Source organism: Bifidobacterium eulemuris (genome assembly GCF_014898155.1).
Lineage (GTDB): Bacteria > Actinomycetota > Actinomycetes > Actinomycetales > Bifidobacteriaceae > Bifidobacterium > Bifidobacterium eulemuris.
Genome location: NZ_CP062938.1, coordinates 2,887,353 through 2,910,094 on the forward strand (window position 1 = coordinate 2,887,353; position 22,742 = coordinate 2,910,094).

General features: G+C 63.9%; 16 protein-coding genes. All 16 read left to right on the forward strand.

Annotated features, from left to right (window positions below):
- The first annotated feature begins 34 nt into the window (after window positions 1-34).
- The 16 genes from hpf (at window position 35) to BE0216_RS11830 (ending at window position 22,677) form a co-directional block, all read left to right on the forward strand.
- A complete protein-coding gene (gene hpf / locus BE0216_RS11755; protein WP_094637108.1) occupies window positions 35-688 on the forward strand; it encodes a ribosome hibernation-promoting factor, HPF/YfiA family in 654 nt (217 codons plus the stop codon).
- Between the two features lie 192 nt (window positions 689-880).
- Window positions 881-3,829, forward strand: a complete 2,949-nt coding sequence (gene secA, locus BE0216_RS11760) for a preprotein translocase subunit SecA (RefSeq protein WP_094637109.1) — start codon at window positions 881-883, stop codon at window positions 3,827-3,829.
- A 360-nt stretch (window positions 3,830-4,189) separates the two neighbouring features.
- Window positions 4,190-5,239, forward strand: a complete 1,050-nt coding sequence (trpD, locus tag BE0216_RS11765) for an anthranilate phosphoribosyltransferase (protein WP_094637110.1) — start codon at window positions 4,190-4,192, stop codon at window positions 5,237-5,239.
- Window positions 5,240-5,545: 306 nt separating this feature from the next.
- A complete protein-coding gene (locus BE0216_RS11770) occupies window positions 5,546-6,520 on the forward strand; it encodes a sugar kinase (protein ID WP_094637111.1) in 975 nt (324 codons plus the stop codon).
- A 49-nt stretch (window positions 6,521-6,569) separates the two neighbouring features.
- Window positions 6,570-7,223, forward strand: coding sequence for a bifunctional 4-hydroxy-2-oxoglutarate aldolase/2-dehydro-3-deoxy-phosphogluconate aldolase (gene eda / locus BE0216_RS11775; protein ID WP_094637112.1), 654 nt, complete (start codon window positions 6,570-6,572; stop codon window positions 7,221-7,223).
- 195 nt (window positions 7,224-7,418) lie between these two features.
- Window positions 7,419-8,423 (forward strand): LacI family DNA-binding transcriptional regulator, encoded by a 1,005-nt coding sequence (locus BE0216_RS11780; protein WP_072725534.1) that lies wholly within the window; start codon window positions 7,419-7,421, stop codon window positions 8,421-8,423.
- Window positions 8,424-8,646: 223 nt separating this feature from the next.
- A complete protein-coding gene (locus BE0216_RS11785) occupies window positions 8,647-9,942 on the forward strand; it encodes an ABC transporter substrate-binding protein (protein ID WP_094637113.1) in 1,296 nt (431 codons plus the stop codon).
- 170 nt (window positions 9,943-10,112) lie between these two features.
- The gene (locus BE0216_RS11790) at window positions 10,113-11,069 is read left to right on the forward strand and encodes a carbohydrate ABC transporter permease (protein ID WP_094637114.1); all 957 of its coding nucleotides are present in this window, start codon (window positions 10,113-10,115) and stop codon (window positions 11,067-11,069) included.
- A gap of 5 nt (window positions 11,070-11,074) precedes the next feature.
- Window positions 11,075-11,989 carry a carbohydrate ABC transporter permease gene (locus BE0216_RS11795; protein WP_094637115.1) on the forward strand — a complete coding sequence of 305 codons (915 nt, stop codon included), beginning with the start codon at window positions 11,075-11,077 and terminating at the stop codon, window positions 11,987-11,989.
- 217 nt (window positions 11,990-12,206) lie between these two features.
- Window positions 12,207-12,920 carry a DUF624 domain-containing protein gene (locus BE0216_RS11800; RefSeq protein WP_158217223.1) on the forward strand — a complete coding sequence of 238 codons (714 nt, stop codon included), beginning with the start codon at window positions 12,207-12,209 and terminating at the stop codon, window positions 12,918-12,920.
- Window positions 12,921-13,026: 106 nt separating this feature from the next.
- Window positions 13,027-15,114, forward strand: a complete 2,088-nt coding sequence (locus BE0216_RS11805) for a glycosyl hydrolase 115 family protein (RefSeq protein ID WP_158217224.1) — start codon at window positions 13,027-13,029, stop codon at window positions 15,112-15,114.
- Window positions 15,115-15,171: 57 nt separating this feature from the next.
- Window positions 15,172-16,743 (forward strand): glycosyl hydrolase family 28 protein, encoded by a 1,572-nt coding sequence (locus tag BE0216_RS11810; protein ID WP_094637118.1) that lies wholly within the window; start codon window positions 15,172-15,174, stop codon window positions 16,741-16,743.
- A gap of 174 nt (window positions 16,744-16,917) precedes the next feature.
- Window positions 16,918-18,363, forward strand: coding sequence for a tagaturonate reductase (locus BE0216_RS11815; RefSeq protein WP_094637119.1), 1,446 nt, complete (start codon window positions 16,918-16,920; stop codon window positions 18,361-18,363).
- A gap of 201 nt (window positions 18,364-18,564) precedes the next feature.
- Window positions 18,565-19,566 carry a LacI family DNA-binding transcriptional regulator gene (locus tag BE0216_RS11820; RefSeq protein WP_094637120.1) on the forward strand — a complete coding sequence of 334 codons (1,002 nt, stop codon included), beginning with the start codon at window positions 18,565-18,567 and terminating at the stop codon, window positions 19,564-19,566.
- A 127-nt stretch (window positions 19,567-19,693) separates the two neighbouring features.
- Window positions 19,694-21,103 (forward strand): glucuronate isomerase, encoded by a 1,410-nt coding sequence (gene uxaC, locus BE0216_RS11825; protein WP_094637121.1) that lies wholly within the window; start codon window positions 19,694-19,696, stop codon window positions 21,101-21,103.
- The gene (locus BE0216_RS11830; protein WP_094637122.1) at window positions 21,094-22,677 is read left to right on the forward strand and encodes a glycoside hydrolase family 28 protein; all 1,584 of its coding nucleotides are present in this window, start codon (window positions 21,094-21,096) and stop codon (window positions 22,675-22,677) included. Before uxaC ends, BE0216_RS11830 begins: the two co-directional genes overlap by 10 nt.
- Window positions 22,678-22,742: the final 65 nt, after the last annotated feature.

The window sequence follows — 22,742 nt, forward strand, 5'->3', positions numbered from 1 at the left end:
TAGCGGGCAACCGCTTGAGTCAAGGGAGGTCCACATGGAAATCGTCGTTACCGGACGCCACACGCAGATCAAGCAAAGGTTCCGTGATGTCGTCGAAAGCAAGATGAATCGTGTGACCGCTATCGCCCCCGACGCCCAGCGCGCGCAGGTCGTGCTGACGCATGAGGGCAACCCCCGTCAGGCGGACACCGCCAAGCGGGTGGAAATCACCATCATCGCCGGTCGTACCGTGGTGCGCGCCGAGGCTTCCAGCACCGATGAGTTCAGCGCGCTGGATATGGCCTTGGACAAGCTGACCCTGCGTCTGCGCCGCACGCGCGACCGTCGTAAGGACCATCGTCGCGGATATTCGAATCCGCTGCCGGTCGATTTGGGCGAGGTCGCTCCCGTCCCGGTGGAAGAGCCGGAGGAGGAACCGAACAACAGCCCGGAGGCCGCGGTCGCTTCGGATCTCGGTCCGGGCGAGTCGGTGGAGGTCCAGGTTGGGGACACGCCCATCGTCATCCGTCGCAAGCTGCATATCGCGGAACCGATGAGCATCGATGAGGCGCTGTACGAGATGGAGCTTATCGGACATGACTTCTTCCTGTTCGTGAACAAGGAGACCAACCGTCCGTCCGTGGTGTACCACCGTCACGGCTGGAGCTACGGCGTGTTCGAGATCGACACTCCGGAGAACATCCAGTAAGACGACGCATTGTCGGATAGTCTGATCGTCGGCCCGCAGTCCTTTGGGATTGCGGGCTTTTTCGTTGTCTCGGCGAGGCCTGCGCGAAAGATGCGCGCAAAGTTACGTAAAATGGTCGAAGTGAGATCGTGCCAGAGGAGAAACAGGACTATGCTCGGTAACGGTCCACACGAACGATACGAGGAGTGACACGTGGTAGACATTGTTGACAAAGCCCTGCGTATGGGCGAAGGCCGACAGATCAAGAAACTTGAGAACGTGGCGAAGGCCACCAACGCGCTGGAGGAGGAGATCTCCGCGCTCTCCGACGAGGAGCTCAAGGCCCAAACCGCGAAGTTCAAGGAACAGGTCGACAACGGCAAGAAGCTCGACGACCTCATGCCCGAGGCCTTCGCCACCGTGCGTGAGGTGTCCAAGCGCACGCTCGGCCAGCGTCACTTCGACGTGCAGCTGATGGGCGGCGCCGCCCTGCACTGGGGCAACATCGCCGAAATGAAAACCGGTGAAGGCAAGACCCTGGTCGCCACTCTGCCGAGCTACCTCAACGCGCTTGAGGGCAAGGGCGTGCACGTGGTCACCGTCAACGACTACCTCGCCAGCTATCAGAGCGAGCTCATGGGCCGCATCTACCGCTTCCTCGGCCTGAACGTCGGCTGCATCATCACCGACCAGAAGCCGCCGGAGCGCCGCAAGCAGTACAACGCCGACATCACCTACGGCACCAACAACGAGTTCGGCTTCGACTACCTGCGCGACAACATGGCGTGGGAGAAGGGCGACCTGGTGCAGCGCGGCCATCACTACGCCATCGTCGACGAGGTCGATTCCATCCTTATCGACGAGGCCCGCACCCCGTTGATCATCTCCGGCCCGGCCGAAGGCGACGTGACCCGCTGGTACCGCCAGTTCGCGCGTCTTGTCGTCAAGCTGGTGCGCGATGAAGACTATGAGGTCGACGAGAAGAAGAAGGTCGTCGGCATCCTCGATCCGGGCATCACCAAAATCGAGGACTTCCTCGGCATCGACAACCTGTACGAGCCGGCCAACACCGCGCTGATCGGCTATCTCAACAACGCGATCAAGGCCAAGGAGCTCTTCCTGCGCGACCGCGACTACGTGGTGACCCACGGCGAGGTGCTTATCGTCGACGAGCACACCGGCCGCATCCTGCCGGGCCGCCGCTACAACGAGGGTCTGCACCAGGCCATTGAGGCGAAGGAAGGCGTGGAGGTCAAGGCCGAGAACCAGACCTTCGCCACCATCACCCTGCAGAACTACTTCCGCATGTACGACAAGCTCGCCGGCATGACCGGTACCGCCGAAACCGAGGCGGCCGAGTTCATGAGCACCTACAAGCTGGGCGTGCTGCCGATCCCCACCAACCGCCCGATGATCCGCAAGGACCAGGACGACTTCATCTTCCGCACCAAGAAGGAGAAGCTCGCCGCCATCATCAAGGACGTGGCCGGACGTCACGCCAAGGGCCAGCCGGTGCTGCTCGGCACCGCCTCCGTGGAAAGCTCCGAGATCGTCTCCTCGCTGCTCGACGTGGCGAAGATTCCGCATCAGGTGCTCAACGCCAAGCAGCATGAGAAGGAGGCCGCGGTCGTCGCGGTCGCCGGTCGCAAGGGTGCCGTCACCGTGGCCACCAATATGGCCGGCCGTGGTACCGACATCATGCTCGGCGGCAACGTCGAATTCCTCGCGGACGCCAAGCTCAAGGCCGAGGGTTACTCGCCCGAGGACACCCCGGAGGAGTACGAGAAGCGTTGGCCGGGCACCCTCAACGAGGTCAAGGCCCAGGTCAAGGACGAACATGAGGAGGTCACCGAACTCGGCGGCCTGTACGTGCTGGGCACCGAACGTCACGAATCCCGTCGTATCGACAACCAGCTGCGCGGCCGTTCCGGCCGTCAGGGAGACCCGGGCGAGTCCCGCTTCTACCTGTCGCTGGAAGATGATCTGATGCGTCTGTTCAACACCCAGCTGGTGGCCCAGGTCATGGCCAAGGGTATGCCGGAGGGCGAGCCGATCCATGCCAAGTCCGTCACCAAGGGCGTGCGCACCGCACAGAAGGCCCGCGAGTCGCAGAACTTCGAGATCCGTAAGAACGTGCTCAAGTACGACGACGTGATGAACAAGCAGCGCACGGTGATCTACGCCGAGCGCCAGGCCGTGCTCAAGGGCGAGGATATCCATGGCGATATCGAACGCTTCATCACCGAAACCGTCGAATCCTACGTGCGCGGCGCCAACAAGGGCTCCGACAAGCCTGCCGACTGGGATTGGGATGGCCTGTTCAAGGCGCTCGCCGCCGTGATCCCCACCAATGTGGAGATGGACGACGCCAAGGAGGCCGCGGGCAAGCTCAAGGGCGACAAGGCCGTCGTGGCCGTGCGCGACCTGATCGTGGACGACGCCAAGGAGCAGTACGCCAAGTTCGAGGAGCTGCTCGGCGAGGAGGGCCTGCGCCAGCTGGAGCGCCGCGTGGTGCTCGCCGTGCTCGACCGCAAGTGGCGCGAGCACCTCTACGAGATGGACTATCTCAAGGACGGCATCGGCCTGCGCGGCATGGGCCAGCGCGACCCGCTGGTCGAATACCAGCGCGAGGGCTTCCAGATGTACAACTCCATGGTCGAGGCCATCAAGGAGGAGAGCATCCAGCTGCTCTTCCATGTGGATATCAAGCAGGTCGCCAAAACCGAGGATCTGAACTCCGAGAAGGATGAGGACGCCGCCGTCGAGGCCACCGAGGCCGCGCTGGGCATCGAATCCGCCGGTGAAGGCATCGAGGCCGCCGAAGTCGCGGACGATTCGGACGAGTCGGTTGAGTCCGTCGAATCGGGCGAATCCGACGAGTCGGAAGCCGAGTCCGTTGAATCGGACGAGACCGAGTCCATCGAAGAGAACAATGAGGCGGACGACGTGACGCGCGACGAAGACGGCAATCCCGTGATCGTCGGACCGGCGCCGATCAGCCACGCCGAAGGCAAGGTGCCCGCCAACAAGCGCCCGAAGAGCGAGGAACTCAAAACCCCGTGGACGGACGGCAAGACCTATCCCGGTACCGGCAAGAACGCCGAATGCCCGTGCGGTTCCGGACGTAAGTACAAGATGTGCCACGGCCAGAACGAACAGTGAGCCGCCGGCGATGCCAAAGGCATCACCACAAGCGGCTCACCCGAGGAGCGGAAAGCCCAATGGGCTTTCCGCGACGAAGGCATCCTTATGACGTGCCGACCGCATCGTCGTGCTGCATGACGGGCGTGTCGAAGTGGGTTTCCCGCGACGGAGGCATCCTTATGACGTAACGTCATTCGGACAAGCGTAATCGACGTGAAAGGGAGCTGACCTGATGGTCGGCTCCCTTTCACGTATTCGGGACGTCATATGAGGGGCGAGACCATCCGTGATACGGACGTGCCGGCTGACGATAACGCGGGACGATTACAATGGCGGACGGAACACAACAACGACGTGGCATGCGTCAAGGAGGGCATCATGGCCGAAATCACTTGGAAGTCGATCCTCACGAAACTGGTTGGGGGCAACCATCTGACCGCCGAGGAATCCGAGTGGTTCGTCGACGATCTGATGCAGGGCAACGCCGATCCGGCGGCTGTGGGCGCCGTGCTCGCCACCCAGCAGCAGCTGGGACTGACTGCCGACGAGGTGCGCGGCGCGGCCAAGGCGATGGTCGCGCACGCCGTGCCTCTGCATGTGGCGGGGGAGACCACCGACATCGTCGGCACCGGCGGCGACGGCGCGGCCACCGTGAACCTGTCCACCATGGCGTCGGTCGTCGCGGCCTCCACCGGCGTGAAAATCGTCAAGCATGGCAATCGCGCGGCCTCGTCCAAAAGCGGCGCGGCCGACTGCCTCGAGGCGCTGGGTCTGCCGTTGGAGCTCGATCCCCAGGCCGTGGGCGAGATCGCCGATGAGGTGGGCATCACCTTCGCGTTCGCCAAAACCTTCCATCCGGCCATGCGTTTCGTCGGACCGATCCGCGCCGCGCTCGGCGTGCCCTGCGTGTTCAACGTGCTCGGTCCGCTGACGAATCCGGCCACGCCGAAGCATATGGCCATCGGCTGCGCCAACCGCGCCATGAGCCCTATCATGGCGGCCGTCTATGCGGCCAATGGCCAGAGCGGCATGGTGTACACCTCGCAGGAGGGGCTTGACGAGCTCGCCCCGACCGGTCCCGTCTCCGTGTGGGAGTTCAAGGACGGCCAGGTAAGTGAAACCGAATTCGATCCGATCGAGGAACTGGGACTGGCAAAGGTCTCCTTGGACGATCTTCGCGGCGGAGAGCCGGAATACAACGCGCGGGCCGCGCGTGATTTCTTCGCCGGCAAGGATGTGCCGTTCCGGACCACCGCGCTGTTGAACGCCGCCTCCGCCATCGTGGCCGATGGCCGTCAGGTGCCGGCCGACGCCTCGCTTGCGGAGCGTTTTAAGGTGGCCTATGGCATCGCCGAACAGGCCGTCGACTCCGGCAAGGCCGAGGCGCTGTTGAACAAGTGGATCGAGGCGGCCAAGGCGCGCGCATAGAACGGTTCTCAATAACGTTCGTGCGACCCTGAATTTGGGCGCAAACGAACATCGCGGGCGGAGTTTCGTTGAAACTCCGCCCTTTTCGTGTTCTCGCATCCGAACGCCATGTTCGTTTCATGTGCGGAAAAGTCGCACGGGGTGGCGACCCCATGTCGGCCGTGCGACCCCGCCCATGGAAACCCTTGGCAACATCTTCCTCCCCGCCGCATTCGGTGCTGTAGCCTGAACGCATCAATCAACAACCGGACGGCGGGTCTAGGTCAGTGCGCTCTGATGCCGGTTGCCGGTACGGAAGAGGCAAAGATGACAACGGCGAATGGTGTCAAACCGGGCAAGGTGCTGCTGGTCGGCGAGCCCATGGGATTGTTTTCCGCCAATCAGGAGGGGCCTCTCAGCGAAGTCGGCGTATGGACCGCTTCGGTGGCCGGCGCCGAACTCAATGTGGCAATCGGCTTGAAAAGGCTTGGGCAGGACCCTCTGTATATGACCAAGATCGGCGACGATCCTTTGGGTGAACGCATCATGGCGTTCCTGGACGCCAATGGTTTGGACACCTCGCTGGTGCGGGTGGACGGCGGGCATCACACCGGTTTCATGATGAAGTCCCGCGTGAGCGAGGGCGACCCGAAAACCTTCTATTACCGTAAAGATTCGGCGGCTTCGACGCTGGGGGCCGACGACGTGGAGCGGCTTGATTGGACCGACATTTCCCTGACCCATATCACCGGCATCCTTCCGCCGCTGAGCGATTCCACGTTGGAGGCCGCCTATGCGCTGGTCGACCAGGCCCGGGAGCACGGAGCCTTCGTCAGCTTCGACCCGAATCTGCGCCCCGCCCTATGGAAAAGCGAGGACGTGATGACATCCACGCTGCGTCGGCTGGCCTCGCGCGCAGATCTGGTGATGCCAGGCATCGGCGAAGGGCAGGTGCTGTTCGGCGTGGATACCGTGGAGGACACCGCCAAAGCGTTTCTGGACAATGGCGCGAAAATCGTCATCGTCAAGGACGGTCCCCGCGGCGCCTACGCGTCCGACGGGTCGGCTGAGATCCGTGTGCCGGGCTTCGTCGTCGACCATGTGGTCGACACCGTCGGTGCCGGCGACGGCTTCGCCGCCGGAGTGCTGTCCTCGCTGTTGGAGGGTGGGGATCTCGCCGACAGTATGGAACGCGGCTGCGCGTTGGGTGCCATCCAGACGCAGCAGGTTTCGGACAACGAAGGGCTGCCTACGCCCGATCAGCTTGCGGAGTTCATCGCCGTCCACAAGCGGGCCGTCTGAGGCCACGTCGTCACGCGAATCGATACGGAAAAGGAAAGGACATCGAATCATGAGCATCGCACGAACCAATGAGAAGACCATCGCCTACCTTGGCGAGCTGGGCATCGTGCCGTTGGTCACCCTGCATTCCGTCGAGGAGGCCGTGCCGCTGGCCCGCGCCCTTGAGGAGGGCGGTGTGCCCGTCGCGGAGGTCACCTTCCGTTCCCCGTATGCGATCGAGGGAATGAAGGCGATCGCCGCCGAAGTGCCCGGCGTCACGCTGGTGGCCGGCACCGTGCACGACGTCGACCAGGCCAAGGCCGCCGTCGAGGCCGGATGCGTCGGGTTGGTGACCCCCAGTTTCGACGAGGCCGTGGTCGATTGGGCTCTTGCGAACGATGTGCTGGTGCTGCCCGGCACCGCCGTGCCCTCCGATGTGGAGAAGGCCTACGACCGTGGTCTCAGGCACGTCAAGTTCTTCCCCGCCGAGGCCTACGGGGGAGTCAAGACGCTGAAGGCGCTGAACGGCCCGTTCGCCGATGTGAGGTTCCTGCCCACCGGCGGCGTGAGCCTCGCCAACGCGCGGGACTATCTGTCGCTGGAGAATGTGTTCGCCATCGGCGGTTCCTTCCCTGTGCCGTCGGAGGCCCAGAAGGCCCATGATTGGGATGCCATCGTCCAAGCGTGCAAGGATTCCCGCGCCGTGGTGGAACAGGTCCGCTGAGGCGGCTTTCTCATACGCGGTTTCGGCCGCGCCGCGCTGGCTTATTTCGCGTGGCGCGGCCGAAACGCGTTATGGGAGATTCGAAACCAAATGTCGGTGCAACACAGCGTGGAATCGTTTGCATTTTGTTTCAATATTCCTTACACTGGATTTCGGCATTGCGGTTGACCGAGAAGATTATGGAAACGAGATGCAATGAGTGACGCAACGATTCAGGATGTGGCGCAGGCGGCGGGGGTGTCCGCCGCCACGGTGTCCAGGGCCTTGAACAACGGTTCGGTGAAGCAGGCGACGCGCGACCGCGTGCGCAAGGCCGCCGACAGGCTGGGGTATAAGCCGAACGCCGCGGCGCGCGATCTGATCGCGGGGAAAAGCGGCAAGGGGAATATCGCGGTGTTCGTCACCGACGTCGGCAATTTCTATTTCACCGATCTGTTCAAAGGCCTGTTCGCGCAGGCGCAGTCGTTGGGATATCGTCTGTTCGTGGCCGATCTCGAGCTGACCAACGATGTGGAGCGGACCGTCGGCGATGTGGTGTCCAGCTGCGAAGGGCAGGTGGTGGTGTCCCCGCGTATTTCGGACACGCTGATCCGCCGCTTGTTCCCCCAGCGCAACACCGTGCTGGCGAACCGTCAGATCGAGGGGTATACGGATGTCTGCATCGACGACCGTTCGGGTATCATGCAGGCGGTGCGCCACCTCGCTTCGCTGGGGCATAAACGCATCGCCTATATCTCCGGGCTGTCGCATTCGTGGAGCAACCGCGCCCGTATCGATGCGGTTTCGCGGGGATGCGAGGAGTTCGGCGTTGAATGCGTGGCCATCGGGCCCTTCGAGCCCACCTACGGCGGCGGTGTGAACGCGGGCGATGCGCTGATGCTGGAGGAGGGCGTCACCGCGGTGATCGCGTTCAACGACCTGGTGGCCTCCGGCGTGGTTTCGCGCCTCGTTGAACGGGGATTGTCCATTCCGGAGGATATCAGCGTGATGGGCATCGATGATTCCGTGCTGTCGCGCGCCTCCCGTCCGCAGATGACCACGATCGATGTGCGGCAGGAACGTATGGGTTCCCAGGCCGTGCGGTTGTTGGCGGAGCTGTTGGACGCCGAGCGCGAGGGCGTCGAATTCGAGCCGGTGTCGCATATGATTCCGGAAATTCTGATCACAAGGGATTCCACTGCGGCAGCACGTATTTCATAGGCAAATGCACTTAAAAACATTGAAATGCCGGCGTTTGTCGGCATTTTTTATGAAGAAAAATGGAATCGTTTACAGAAAACACGCGGAAGAAAGTGGAATTAAAATGAAAGTGTGTGTATAGTGTTTCATACAACGAACATCACCACGGTGGTGTGTTCGGGAACCGCTCCGACCAACAACCGCACGGAGTGGATTCCATCAGCCAAACAAGAAAGGTCGTTCGATGAAGAACATCAAGAAGATCCTCGCCGGCGCCACCGCCGTGGCGACCCTGATGGCCATGGCCGCCTGCGGGTCCTCCAATGAGTCCGGCGACGCAAGCGACTCGCAGAACCTGACCATCGCCTGGTGGGGCAACCAGGACCGCAACGAAAAGCAGGATGCGGTCGACAAGGCGTTCGAAGCCGCGAACGAGGGCGTGAGCATCGACGGCCAGCCCTCCGAGTGGAGCGACTACTGGCAGAAGCTGTCGACCTCGGCCGCCGGCGACAGCATGCCCGACGTGATCGCCATGGACTACTCCTATTTCAACGAATATGTGGAGAACGGCCTGATCATCCCGCTCGACGAATACATCGAGGACGGCACCATCGACACCACCAATATCGATGAATCCATTCTCGCCTCCGGCCAGAAGGACGGCTCCCAGTACCTGATCTCCTCCGGATCGTCCTCGCCGGCCATGATCTACAACAAGACCCTGCTCGACGAGGCCGGCATCGAAATGCCCGAGGAGATGGATCTTGACGAATTCAAGGCCCTCGCCAAGGAGGTCTACGAGAAGACCGGTGTGAAAACCAACTTCCGCTACTACGAGGCCTCCGAGCTGCTCGAGTACGTGATGCGCGGCGAAGGCAAGACTCTGTTCGAGGACGAGGGTCTGGGCGTGACCGCCGAGGATGTGGAGCCCTACTTCGACGTCTATGAGGAGGGCATCAGCGAAGGCTGGCATATCAGCCCCGAGGTGTTCGCCGAGATCACCGCCGGCTCCGTCGACCAGGATCCGGTGGTCTATGGCTCCGATCCGTCCTCCATGTCGTGGGTGTCCTTCAAGTTCACTTCGCAGATGCCCGCCATGCAGGCCCTGACCGATGACGATCTGGCGCTCGCCCCGTGGCCGGCCGCCGACGTGACCGCGGCCAACTACATCAAGCCGGGCCAGTTCTGGGCCATCTCCAAGTCCTGCGAGAACCCGCAGCTTGCCGCCGAGTTCATCAACTACTACACCAACAACGAGGAAGCGGTCACGACCATGGGCACCGACCGAGGCCTGCCCGTCTCCTCCGCGATGATGACCGTTCTGGAAGAGCAGCTGAGCGCCGACGAGCAGGAGATCGCGACCTTCCTCAACGATGTGGTGACGCCGAACTCGTCGGCCATCAACCCGCCGTCCCCGGCCGCCGCCTCCACCGTCAACTCCCAGACCCTTCCCGAAATCGAGGAGAACATCCTTTACGGCGCCATCACCGCCAAGGACGCCGCGGCGACCTTCGTGGAAGAGGCCAACGCCGCCTACTAAACCGCCGACCGCAAGGACCCGACGGTTCGATCATCCTCGATGTGGCCTGCGGCGAACGCAGCCTCAGGCCACATCGACCACCAACCATCCAACATATGTAACCGTGGCCAGTGTTGGCCATATGGGGGAGAGGCCTCGCTGACCGATCCCAAGCAAGAGAAAGGTTTGCTATGTCTCAGGCATCTGCTGCTCCCGGTCGCCGTCTCGGCAATGCGGGCGTGCAGTTCAAGAAGCAAGGCAGATTCGCGCGGTTCATGACCTCGGAGAAGACCTCCGGCGTGGTGTGCGCGTTGCCGTTCATCATCGGTTTCCTCGTGTTCCTTCTGGTGCCGATCCTCCTGTCGTTCTACTACACGCTCACCGACTATTCGATCATCGGCGAGGCGGAGTTCATCGGTCTGCAGAACTACATCGATATGTTCTCGGACGACAAGTTCTTCAAATCGCTGGGCGTGACCTTCTTCTACGCGCTGGTCTCCACCCCGCTGCGACTCGTGTTCGCCCTGTTCGTGGCCATGCTGCTGCTGAAGAACTCCAAGGTCTCCGGCTTCTACCGCGCGGCCTACTATCTTCCTTCGATCCTGGGCGGCTCGGTGGCCGTGGCCATTCTGTGGAAGCAGATGTTCGCCGCGGACGGCGTGATCAACCAAGTGCTCGGCATGTTCGGTCTGGAGACCGACTTCGCGTGGCTGGGCAACGAGTCCACCGCCATCTGGACCCTGATCATCCTGGGCGTATGGCAGTTCGGCTCGTCCATGCTGATCTTCCTGGCCTCCCTCAAGCAGATCCCGACCGAATTGTACGAGGCCGCGAGCGTGGACGGCGCCTCGAAGGCCCGCCAGTTCTGGAAGATCACCCTGCCTCTGCTGACCCCGACCATCTTCTTCAACCTGGTCATGCAGTCGATCAACGGCTTCCTGGCATTCACCCAGTGCTACATCATCACCCAAGGCAAGCCGCGCAACTCCACCCTGTTCTACATGGTCTACATGTACGACGAGTCCTTCACCCGCCACCACGCCGGCTACGGCGCGGCCCTGGCCTGGGTCATGCTGCTGATCGTGGGCCTGTACACCGGGTTCCTGTTCCTTACCAAGCGTTTCTGGGTCTATGACGAGGAGGCCTGACCGATATGACCACCGCAACCCTCAACCCCACCCCCGCGCATAAGGCCGACGTGCCCGTGCATGTGACCCGCGAGACCAACTGGCGTCATATCGCCGGCCGCGTGGTCTACCATGTGTTCGTCATGGCGTTCGCCCTGCTGATGATCTACCCGATCATCTGGATGGTGTTCTCCGCGTTCAAGCCCACCGACACGGTGTTCGCCACCGCGGGCCAGCTCATCCCCACCGAATGGACGCTGGACAACTTCGTCAACGGCCTCAAGGGCTTCATGGGCACCGGATTCGTCCGCTTCATGGGCAACTCCCTGCTCATCGCCGTGATCGCCACCGCCGGCACCATCGCCAGCTCCGCCATCACCGCGTACGCGCTGAGCCGACTGAAGTTCCCCGGACGCAAGATCCTGTTCATCGCGATGCTCGTCTCCATGATGCTGCCCGCGCAGGTGCTTATGGTCCCGCAGTACATCTGGTACCAGAAGCTCGGCTGGACGGACAGCTACCTGCCGCTGATCGTGCCCTACTGCTTCGCGATTCAGGGATTCTTCATCTACCTGATCATGAACTTCATCGATGGAATCCCGCGCTCGCTCGACGAGGCCGCGAAAATCGACGGCTGCTCCTACTACGGCATCTTCTTCCGCGTGATCGTCCCGCTGATCACCCCGGCCGTGGTTACGGGCTGCATCTTCAGCTTCATGTGGCGGTGGGACGACTTCCTCTCGGCCCTGCTGTACGTGAACAAAACCGAATGGTATCCCGTGTCTCTGGCGCTCAAGCTGTTCTCCGACCCGTCCTCGGGCTCGGACTACGGCGCCATGTTCGCCATGGCCTCGATCTCCATCCTGCCGTCCGTCCTGATCTTCCTGTTCTTCCAGAAGCATCTGGTCCAGGGCGTGGCCACCTCCGGCCTCAAGGGCTGACCGAGAGCCATCCCGTATCGTTTCCGTGGGCGGGTCTCCTCCTTTCCCCGCCCACGGAAAGCCCCCCGCACCGTGCGGACCCGGCCCGTCCCGTCCGCGTCACGCCGGCCCGCGCCGCGCTGTCCCGGTCCGTCCGAGTCCCCGCCGGTCGCGTCCGTCCTATCCGTCCCCTCCCGTCCCATCCGTTCGTCTCACTATTTCAGGCATGGTGATTCCTATGGCATTGAACCTGTATGGTCTGTTCTACGGCGGCTCGTCCCACGAGTCGGACCGCCAGCGCGATCCCAAAGGCGTCGCGCTGCTCCTCTCCGTGGTCAAATGGCACTGGTCCCGACTGATCGGCCTCAACCTGCTGTTCCTGCTCACCTGCGTTCCCATCGTGACCATTCCCTGCGCCATGGCCTCCATGAGCCGTGTGACGGGACTGCTGATCCGGCGCAAGGTTTGCTATCCCGTCCACGACTATCTCACGACGTTCCGTACGGAATGGAAACGCTCCGCACTGGCCGGATGGGCCATGCTGCTGGTGTTGGCCGCCGCGCTGGTCGGCGTGTGGTTCTATCCGCGCGTCCACCCCGGCACACCGGGCATGATGGCGGCCGGAGCGCTGCTGGTCGTGGCTGTTCTGGACGCGTGCGCCATGATGTATCTCTTCCCGATGGTCGCCTTCACCGATCTGCCGGTCGGCAAACTGCTGACCAACAGCGTGCTGCTGCTGTTCATGCGCCTGCCCCAGAGTCTGCTCGCCCTCGTGGCCATGCTCGCCCTGGTCGCGCTCAGCTGGGCGGGGCAGCTCGTCACCGTGTGGGTGATGCCCCTGATCGGGTTCAGTCTGATCAGTCTGATCGGCGTCTACGCCGCCTGGCCCGCGCTGCGCCGTCATGTCATCGTCGACGACGACCCCGATCCCGCGGCGGCCCGGACCGCCTGAAAAAGACCGTCGTGCCCGGAATCGAAGCCTGAGCGAAACCGGGCACGGCTTTCACCTCCGACTCAGGCATCCACTTCCACCACCCTTGTGCAAGGAGTGTTCCGACATGAAACTTGACGCCACCACCCTCATCGATGTGAGCGGCCGCTCCGACGCGGTGCGCGCCGCCGCCGAGGATCTGCGCCGCGACCTCGCCACAGTGTGTTCGGGCGCGTCCGCGACCCGCACGGAGGCCTCCCGCATCGTGTGCGACTGTGATGCCTCGCTTGCCGACGGCATGTTCCGCGTCGCCGCGGGCGCGGCCGAACTGCGTGTCAGCGCCGGCGACGAACTCGGATTCGTCTACGGCCTGTACCATATCAGCCGCGAACTGTTGGGCGTGCCGAATCTGTGGTTCTGGATGGATTGGCGTCCAGGCCGGGTGGGGGCGGTCGAAGTGCCGGACGGCTATGACTATGCGTCGAAGCCGTTCGCGGTCGCCGAACGAGGATGGTTCGTCAATGACGAAGTGCTGCTGATGGGATGGCAGCTGGAGAACGATCCCGACCTGCCGTGGCAGATGGTGTTCGAGGCGCTGCTGCGCTGCGGCGGCAATATGGTCATCCCCGGCACTGGCAACAACGCCGCGCATCATGCGTGCGCCGCCGCCAAACGCGGCCTGCGCATCGCCCAACACCATGCGGAGCCGTTGGGGGCGCGGCTCTTCTCCTCCGCCTATCCCGAACTCAACCCCTCATGGGACGAGCATAAGGACCTGTTCATCGGATTGTGGCGCGAATCGATCGAATCGCGGCGCGGCCAGCATGTGATCTGGAACGTCGGCTTCCGCGGCCAAGGCGACACCCCGTTCTGGCACAGCGATCCGTCCTACGACACCGACGCCAAACGCGGCGCGCTGATGAGCGAGATCATCGGCATCCAACGACGGATGGTGCTCGAGGCCGACGCCCAGGCGCGCTGCTGCGTGTACCTGTACGGCGAAACCTTGGAGTTGTACCGCAAAGGCGTGCTCGATCTGCCGGACGACGTGATCACCATCTGGTCCGACAACGGTTTCGGACGTATGGTCACCCGCCGTCAGAACAACCACAATCCACGCATCGACGCGATGCCCGACCCGACCTACCAGGGCGCCCAAGGCATCTACTACCATGCGAGCTTCTACGATCTGCAGGCCGCCAACCACATCACCACATTGCCCAACCAACCGGCCCATATCGTGCGCGAACTCGGCACGGTGCTCGCCCGAGGCGGCAGGGATTTCTGGATCGTCAACTCGTCGAACGTCAAGCCGCACGCCTACTACCTCGACCTGATCGCCACGCTCTGGCGCGAAGGCGTGCCCGCGCAGGAGACCCCCGCCGACACCGATTGCGCGCGGAATACCATCGACCCGGCCTGCCAACGCTTCGTCGACCGCCATATGGAGACGTTCGCGACGACGTATTACGGCGCGCGCGACGCCGAGGCGGTGGGACGCGCGTACCGCGAATACTTCGACGCGGCCGTGCCGTTCGGCGCGCGATGGGATGAGCATGCGGCCGAGCAGTACTTCAACCATTGCCCGCGCATGCTGATCACCCAGTTCATGCGCTCGCGCGGCGAAACCTGCGAGGATATGCTCTGGGCCACCGGAGACGAGTCTTTCGACGAGCAGATCGAAACCGTCGACCAGGTCGCCATACGCGGCGCCGAACGCTACGGCGCGCTCGTCACCCGCAACACCCTGGCGGCGGGCGTTATGGACGAACCGGCGGCGCGGCTGTTCGAGGATTCCATCGCCCTGCACGCGCGGGTCTACGCGCATTGCTGCAAAGGCGCCCATCTGGTGTGCAAGGCGTTGCGCCGGGGCCTGGACGACGACTGGCAGCACGCGTTCTGGTACGCGGGTCTGGCCAGACGGGAATACCGCAAGGCGCGCCTCGCCATGCTGAGCCGCGAGCACGGCGTATGGCAGGGCTTCTACGCCAACGAATGCCTGACCGATATCGCGCAAAGCGCATGGGTGATCTCCGGTCTGATGGCGTTCCTGCGCACCATGGGGGACGGCCCCCATTTCTACCAGTGGCAGCGCGACTTCATCTACAGCCGCGAGGAGGCGAAGATCACCACGCTGCTCAATCTGGAGAACCATCTGACCGACGACGAACTGTTCGAAGCCATGCTGGTCAAATGGGAGGACCGCATCGTCTAGACGGCGGACTGTGCGCGCGGCGGACAGTAAGGGACGGACAATAAGGGGACGACGACCATGCCCGACGGATTCGACATGTTCGACGCATGCGCCACCGCCACCACGCTGACCCTGTTCTGGGACAAGCCCGAACGGGCCGACCGTGGCACCGCGTACACGCTGTTCGTCGACGGCATGCCCGCGGCCCGCACCACACGGACCTTCGCCACCATCGAAGGACTCGCTCCCGATCGCCGTTACCACGTGGAGCTGCGCGCGTGCTTTCCCGAAGGGGCGAGCGCGATCCGGCTCGCCGAAGGAAGCTTCCGCACGGAAACGGTCAAACGCGACATCGACGTGTCGCGCCCGCCATACAACGCCGTTGGCGACGGCGTGACGATGAACACGCGGGCCATCCAACAGGCGCTCGACGATTGCGACGCCTCCAGCCGCGTCGTCATACCCGCGGGTGTGTTCCTCACCGGGGCCCTGACCATGCATTCGGAAAGCGAACTGCATGTGAAGGCCGGGGGAGTTGTGCAGGGAAGCGTCGATCCAAGTGATTACGAGCCGCGCGTATGGAGCCGCTTCGAAGGCGTGGAGCGCGAATGCTATGCGAGCCTGGTCAATATCGGCGTGCTTGACCATACGGCGGGCCCCACTACCCATGACGTGCGGCTGTCGGGGGAGGGGGCGATTCGCGGCGGCGGCGCCCGGCTGATGCGCGCCACCATCGACCGCGAACGCGTGCGGATGGGCGGAGAGCTCGACGGCATGGCCGACTACATCGCCGCATGCGAGAACGAGGACACCGTTCCGGCCCGCGCCCGAGGCCGCTTGATTTCCATCTGCAACGCCGAGCGCGTCGAGCTTGCCGGACTGGCCTTCGAGGACGGGCCCGGCTGGAACATCCACTGCGTCTATTCGCGTCACGTCGTCACCCATGGGGCGATGATCCGCTCGTGTGGCGTGTGGAACGGCGACGGGTGGGATCCCGATTCCAGCGAGGACTGCGTGCTGTTCGACACGACGTTCGACACCGGCGACGATATGGTGGCCATCAAATCCGGCAAGAATCCGGAAGGCAACCGCATCAACCGGCCCACGCGCCGCGTGCGGATATTCTCATGCTCCGCCCTCGGCGGCCATGGCATCGCCATAGGTTCGGAGATTTCGGGCGGCGTCGAGGACGTGCGCATCTGGGACGTCGACCTCGCGCGCTCGCGGTACGGCATCCATATCAAGGCCACCGCCAAACGCGGCGGATACGTGCGCGACGTCAGCGTGCGCGACTCGACCGTTGCGGCGGTCACCATCCATTCGGTCTCCTACAACGACGACGGCGAAAGCGGACCGGACCAGCCGTATTTCGAGCGTTTCCGGTTCGAACGGCTGCACGCGCTCGGACGCTATTGGGGCGAGACCGCGGACGACGTGTATCCCAGCACGGCCGTGCTGGTCAAAGGATTCGACAAACCCGGCCATGAGGCCCGCGACATCGTGTTCAAAGACGTGACGTTGGGCGGTGTGGACGGCGGCTGCGGGCGCGTCGAACTATGCGACTGCGCCGGAGTGGTGTTCGACCGCGTCGACGCCGCCTCCAATCCCGTCACCGACCCCAGCCGACCGTTCAAGGCCGCCGCTGCTTGAACGGACGGCTGGGCGGCGCCGCCGGCCTCTGCAATCCATGGCAACATGTTGACGGGCCCGACTCGTTTCGCCGTAGCCTTGAGGGCATCAATCCCAAACCGATACGCCACGCGGCCGTATCGTATCGGATGGGATCCGACCTGATTGAACGCCACAGCGAAACGAGGAACTCATATGGAACCCATCAATGCCGGCATGGCTCTCGAACGCGGACTGACCACGGCGCGGGCGGCGGACCGTCCGATCAAGGTGGTCCAGTTCGGCGAAGGCAATTTCCTACGCGCGTTCGTGGACTGGATCATCCAGCGGCTGAACGACGAGGGGCTGTTCGACGGCAATGTCGCGATCGTCCAACCGTTGGAGCGCGGGCGCGTCAAGGAGCTCGAGGCGCAGGACCGCCTGTACACGGTGATGCTCGAAGGCATCAAGGACGGCCGGGAGGTCCGCAGCCGCGAGCTGATCGACTCCATCGGCGCCACCGTCGACATGTATGAGGATTGGGAGGGCTATCTCGCCCTGGCGGACAACCCCGACCTGAAAATTGTCGTCTCCAACACCACCGAAGCGGGCATCGCGCTCAGCGACGAGGACGCGCCGGACGCCAAGCCGCCGAAAAGCTATCCGGCCAAACTGGCGCAACTGCTCAAGCGCCGCTACGACCGGGGCCTCGGCGGACTGCTGATCATACCCTGCGAGCTGATCGAGGACAACGGCCCGGCCCTGAAGCGCTGCCTGACGGACACCGCCCGCCGCTTCGGCTGGAGCGAGGATTTCGTCGACTGGCTCGAGCGTGAGAACACCTTCGTCTCCACGCTGGTCGACCGCATCGTTCCGGGATATCCGCGCGACAACGCCGAAGCGCTGTGGGAGGAGCTCGGCTACCGCGACGACAACATGGTCAAAGCCGAACCCTTCGCCCTGTGGGTGATCGCCGGCGACGCCGAGTCCCAGGCCACGGTGGAGCGGCTGCTGCCGGCGAAACGGCTCGGCATCGATCTGGTGACCTGCGACCAGGTGCGTCCCTATCGCGAACGCAAGGTGTTCCTGCTCAACGGCCCCCACACCACCATGGCCCAGGTCGCGCGACTGGCGGGCCTTGGCTCCGTGGGCGAGGTCATGGACGACGACGAGCTGCGCTCCTTCATCGAACGCGAGATGCGCGAGGAGATCATCCCCGTGCTGACCCTGCCCGAGGACGAGCTCGAAGGCTTCGCCGACGCCGTGCTCGAACGGTTCCGCAACCCCTTCGTCAAGCATTCGCTCGACTCCATCGCCTTGAATTCCGTGGCGAAGTTCACCGCGCGCCTGCTGCCCATCGTGCACCGCAATGTGGAGCAGGGGCGTGGCGTGCCCCGTCGCGTCGCCCTCGCCCTCGCCGCCCTGATCGCCTCCTACGCGCGGCTGGCCCCGGTCGAGGTCGCCGTCGCCGATGTCGATGACGTCACGACGCGTCTGGCGGGCGCGACCGCCGAAAGGGACTCCGTCGTTCGGGCGCTCGCCGACACGGCCCTGTGGGGCGAGGATCTCACCGCCATCGACGGATTGGCGGATCTGGTCGCCGACGACGTCGAGACGATCGCCGCGGGAGGCATCAGAACCCTGATCGCGCCGTTGGCGTGAGCCGACGCGTGGGGCTCTAGGCCGCATGGGCGGCCCAAAGCCCGCGCGTTCGAACAACGTGGAACCCGTTTCGTCATGCGTGTTCCTTCCTTCCCAATGAGGCCGCCACCCGGGTGCCAACGGGTGGCGGCCTCATGGCCTTCTTCCGCTATGATGAATGCTCAGAGGCATACCAAGGCGCGAGCGGAGGGGAGCATACGCATGAGCGAGGGCAAGGTGACGATCCGCGACGTGGCGAGGGAGGCCGGCGTATCCCCATCCACCGTCTCCCGCGCGTTCGCCCGACCCGACCGTGTGAGCGCCGCCACCGCCACCATCATCTTCGACGCGGCCAACCGACTGGGCTACCACAGCGAACCGGTGCAGACCGTGCCGCTGCGCGGCATCCGCGGCGTCATCGCCGTCATCGTGCCCGATATCGCCAACCAATTCCTCTCCGACGTGATCCGCGCCGTGCAGCATGAATGCGACACGCACGACTACGCGCTGATTGTGGCCGAATCACGCGAAAGCGCCTCCATGGAACGCACCGCCTTCGACCGCATCGCCCCGCTGGTCGACGGCGCGATCCTCACCTCGTCGCGCATGCCCGACGCGATGATCCGCAAATGCGCGCAGACCCGGCCCATCGTCTCGGCCAACCGCATCGTGCGCGGCGTGGACAGCGTGGTCATCGACATCAACGACGGCGTCGAACAGCTCGCCGACCATATCCAACGCATGGGATTCGACCGCGTCACCTATCTCGACGGGCCCGCCACCTCATGGTCGGTGGGATTCCGCTGGCATACCGTCTCGCAGGCCTGCGCGGCGCGTGGGATCGCCGCGCGCAGACTATGGCCGGGCGCTCCCACGGTGGAGGGCGGCTTCGCCTTCGCCGGAAAATACCTCGACGATCCCACCGGCATGGTCGTGGCGCACAACGATCTGATGGCCGTCGGCTTCATGGCCGCCATGCGGCGACAGGGCAGGCACTGCCCACAGGATTATTCGATCGCGGGATTCGACAACGATCTGATCGGGCAGATCTCGCAGCCGACGTTGACCACGGTCCGCCAGTCGCCCGCCCTGATGGGCACGCGTGCGGCGCGCATCCTCTTCGACCGGCTCAAAGGGGAGCGCCCCGCGCAGGACATCACCACCGTGCCCACCTCGCTGATCATACGCGAGAGCACCCGCCGCCCGGGCGGGGAAGGCGCGTGACGCCGTTCGGTCGGCATCCATATGGCCGGCGGCGAACCCCGTCCACAACGTTTGGCAACAAACGGGCGTAAGCGGCCGTCGTCTCCTTAAGCTGACGGCACGACGCAACCAGCATGAAGGAGTGCATATGAATTTTCTGGACGACGACTACCTGCTGACCACCGATCTGGCCCAAGAGCTGTTCCACGCCCACGCCGCGACCATGCCCGTGGTCGACTACCATTGCCACCTGCATCCCGAGGAGATCGTCGAAGACCCCTGCTTCACGGATATCGTCGCCGCATGGCTCACCGACGGCAACAACTACGGCGATCATTACAAATGGCGTCTGATGCGAGCCAACGGCGTGCCCGAAGCGCTGATCACCGGAGACGGCGATCCATGGGAGAAATTCCTCGCCTACGCCACCACAATGGACAAGGCGATCGGCTCCCCGGTGTATCTGTGGACGCATATGGAACTGCGCCGCTACTTCGGCATCGAGGAGACGCTGACCGAAAAAAGCGCCAAAGCCATCTTCGACGAATGCAACGCCAAGCTCGCCACCCCGGAATTCTCCCGCAGGTCCCTGCTGCGCCGCATGAATGTGGACACGGTGTGCACCACCGACGATCCGGTCGACGATCTGCACTACCACGAGGAGTTCGCGCGTGAGGGCGACACCTTCGCCATGCTGCCCGCCATGCGCCCCGACAAGGCCCTCAACCCCGACAAGGAGGGCTTCGTCGAGTGGGTGGAGCGACTTGAGGCCGTCAGCGGCACGACCATCTCCTCGTTCGACGACTTCATCGCCGCGATGAGCCGGCGCATCGACTTCTTCCACGAGCACGGGTCGCGTCTGGCCGACCATGCCGCCGACCTGATGACCTACGACGAGGCCACGCCGGCCGAACTCGACGCGATCCTCGCCAAAGCGCGCGCCGGCAAGGAGCTGACCGCGCTCGAGGTGTCGCAGTACCGCACCGCCTTCATGGTCCAACTCATGCGTCTGTACTCGGACAAGGGATGGGCCATGCAGATCCACCTGCACGCCATGCGCAACGTCAACACCCGCGAATTCGGCATCCACGGCGCCGACACCGGATACGACGCGATCAACGACCGTTCCATCGCCGAACCGCTGTATCGTCTGCTCGACGCCGCCGCGCGCGGAGGCGACGTGCCGAAGATGCTCATCTACTCGCTGAACCCGAACGACTACATGGCCATCGCCACCGTCATGGGCGCGTTCCAAGGCGATATGAAGCAGCGGCTGTCGCTGGGCAACGCCTGGTGGTTCAACGACACCCGCACCGGCATCCGCCGGCAGCTGGAGGTGCAGGCCGAAACCTCGCTGCTGGGCAACGCGGTGGGCATGACCACCGACTCCCGCTCCTTCCTGAGCTTCCCCCGGCACGAGTTCTTCCGCCGCATCCTGTGCGAGCTGATCGGCGACTGGGCCGCCCGGGGCGAGGTGCCGAACGACGTCGACTACCTCGCGCCGCTGGTCGAGAACGTCTCGTTCAACAACGCCAAGGAGCTGTTCCTATGCGACTGAGCATCGTTTGGAAATGCGCGCGGGCCGCCGTCGTCGAAGCCGATGACGGCGGGGTGTACCGCACCCGAACCCAGTGGCGCATCATCGTCAACGACCGGTTGTGGGGAACCACCGACCTGGTCGAAACCTATCTCGACGGCCTCGAGCCGAACACCACGTACCGCGTGCGCTACGAACGAGACCTCGCCGACGGCACCGTGGAGTCGTCCAACGCCGTGTTCGTCACCGAACCGGAGACCTTCACGCTGGACGTGCGCGATTTCGGCGCGGCCGGCGACGGTGAGCGCGACGACACCATCAGCCTGCAGGCCGCCATCATGGCCTGCCCCCGAGGCGGGCGCGTGCTGGTGCCGGCCGGCGAATACCGGGTGAAGAACCTGTTCCTCACCAGCGGGCTGACCCTCGAACTGGCCGAAGGCGCCACCATCGCCGCCCGGCATGACCGCGAGAACCTCGCCTATCTGCCCGGCACCGTGCAGGGCGAGCCCGGGGCCGGCTACGCGGGCGGCGACAAACTTCCGTTGGGTCGATGGGAGGGCGAGTCCTTCCCCATGTTCTGCGGCATCCTCACCGGGCTGGGCGTGAACGACGTGACCGTGTACGGCCGCGGCGTCATCGACGGCGGCGCCAACGACGACGAGGACAACTGGTGGTACGAGGCCAAGCGCATGCGCGTCGCCACACGCCCGCGCATGGTGTTCCTCTCCGACTGCGAACGGGTGGATTTGGTCGGCGTCACGGTGCGCAACAGCCCCAGCTGGAACATCCATCCGGTGCTGAGCCGGAACCTGCGCTTCCTGAACCTCACCATCGAAAGCCCCAAGGTCTCGCCCAACACCGATGGGCTGAACCCCGAATCCTGCGACGACGTGCTGATCAAAGGATGCCACTTCTCCGTGGGCGACGACTGCATCGCCGTCAAATCCGGCAAAATCGCCATGCCGAAGGAACTGCGCCCCGCATGCCGCAATCTGGTGATCGAGCAGTGCCATATGCACGACGGGCATGGCTCCATCGTGCTCGGCTCCGAAGCGGCCGGCGGCATCAAAGGCCTGATCGCCCGCGACTGCCTGTTCGAACGCACCGACCGCGGCCTGCGCATCAAAACGAGGCGCGGGCGCGGACGCGACAGCGTGTATGAGGCGATCCAATTCGACCATATCGTGATGGACGAGGTGAAGGTGCCCTTCGTCGTCAACTCGTTCTACTACTGCGACGCGGACGGCACCAGCGATTACGTGCAGAACCGCGGACCCTTGCCCGTCGACGACGGCACGCCGAATGTGGCGTCACTGTCGTTCCGCAATATCGAGGCCACGAACTGCCATGCCGCGGCGGCCTATATCACCGGCCTGCCGGAAAGCAAGATCGGACGCGTGGCCTTCCACCACGTGCACGTCACCTTCGCGCCCGACGCCCAGCCCTTCCTGCCCGCCATGGCGTGCGGTGTGGAGGAGATGACGCGTCAGGGCATCATCGCCCAGAACGTCTCCTGTCTGGTGCTCGACGACGTGGACATCGAAGGGCAGGAGGGGGATGCGGTGCTGCCGTCGAATATCGACGTCGTCGAATGATGGCGGCACCTGCCCCAGGCTTTCGCGGGCCGGCGGCATGGCCTAGACTGGTTGGCGACGCCGGT

Coding starts and splice junctions, on each gene's coding strand:
- hpf (WP_094637108.1), top strand. CDS start 35: ATGGAAATCGTCGTTACCGGACGCCACACGCAGATCAAGCAAAGGTTC.
- BE0216_RS11830 (WP_094637122.1), top strand. CDS start 21,094: ATGCGACTGAGCATCGTTTGGAAATGCGCGCGGGCCGCCGTCGTCGAA.
- BE0216_RS11785 (WP_094637113.1), top strand. CDS start 8,647: ATGAAGAACATCAAGAAGATCCTCGCCGGCGCCACCGCCGTGGCGACC.
- BE0216_RS11805 (WP_158217224.1), top strand. CDS start 13,027: ATGAAACTTGACGCCACCACCCTCATCGATGTGAGCGGCCGCTCCGAC.
- BE0216_RS11820 (WP_094637120.1), top strand. CDS start 18,565: ATGAGCGAGGGCAAGGTGACGATCCGCGACGTGGCGAGGGAGGCCGGC.
- trpD (WP_094637110.1), top strand. CDS start 4,190: ATGGCCGAAATCACTTGGAAGTCGATCCTCACGAAACTGGTTGGGGGC.
- BE0216_RS11810 (WP_094637118.1), top strand. CDS start 15,172: ATGCCCGACGGATTCGACATGTTCGACGCATGCGCCACCGCCACCACG.
- BE0216_RS11780 (WP_072725534.1), top strand. CDS start 7,419: ATGAGTGACGCAACGATTCAGGATGTGGCGCAGGCGGCGGGGGTGTCC.
- BE0216_RS11790 (WP_094637114.1), top strand. CDS start 10,113: ATGTCTCAGGCATCTGCTGCTCCCGGTCGCCGTCTCGGCAATGCGGGC.
- uxaC (WP_094637121.1), top strand. CDS start 19,694: ATGAATTTTCTGGACGACGACTACCTGCTGACCACCGATCTGGCCCAA.
- BE0216_RS11800 (WP_158217223.1), top strand. CDS start 12,207: ATGGCATTGAACCTGTATGGTCTGTTCTACGGCGGCTCGTCCCACGAG.
- BE0216_RS11815 (WP_094637119.1), top strand. CDS start 16,918: ATGGAACCCATCAATGCCGGCATGGCTCTCGAACGCGGACTGACCACG.
- eda (WP_094637112.1), top strand. CDS start 6,570: ATGAGCATCGCACGAACCAATGAGAAGACCATCGCCTACCTTGGCGAG.
- BE0216_RS11770 (WP_094637111.1), top strand. CDS start 5,546: ATGACAACGGCGAATGGTGTCAAACCGGGCAAGGTGCTGCTGGTCGGC.
- BE0216_RS11795 (WP_094637115.1), top strand. CDS start 11,075: ATGACCACCGCAACCCTCAACCCCACCCCCGCGCATAAGGCCGACGTG.